The organism is Pseudomonas sp. SIMBA_041, from assembly GCF_046535095.1.
In the GTDB taxonomy this organism is placed as follows: Bacteria; Pseudomonadota; Gammaproteobacteria; order Pseudomonadales; family Pseudomonadaceae; genus Aquipseudomonas; species Aquipseudomonas mucoides.
Map to the genome: position 1 here is coordinate 1 of NZ_JAWRXJ010000507.1, position 259 is coordinate 259.

Sequence of the window (259 nt, forward strand, 5' to 3'; positions counted from 1 at the left end):
CTTCCTCCAGAACGGGAATGGCGAGGAACGGCCCGGAAATCTCGATCAGCGAGAGCCAGTCGTGGTGTTGAGTTGTCACTCTTGCTCTCCGGAATGTGACTTGCCATCCGTTCTTTCTTCAACCAGCGTCAAATTTACCCCGTCGCTTTTACTCGCCCAAAGATGTCCACAGGTACATTCGGCGTGACTGTCAAATGGGATCTCCATGTAGATGCCACACTCCTGGCACCAGGCAAACGCGTACTTACATTCACGACAT

General features: G+C 52.5%; 1 protein-coding gene. It reads right to left on the reverse strand.

Features of this window, described 5'->3' with window-relative positions; genetic code table 11:
• Window positions 1-75: 75 nt before the first annotated feature.
• Window positions 76-259: hypothetical protein (locus SB725_RS32115; protein ID WP_410923527.1), on the reverse strand; the 184-nt coding region annotated here is incomplete at its 5' end.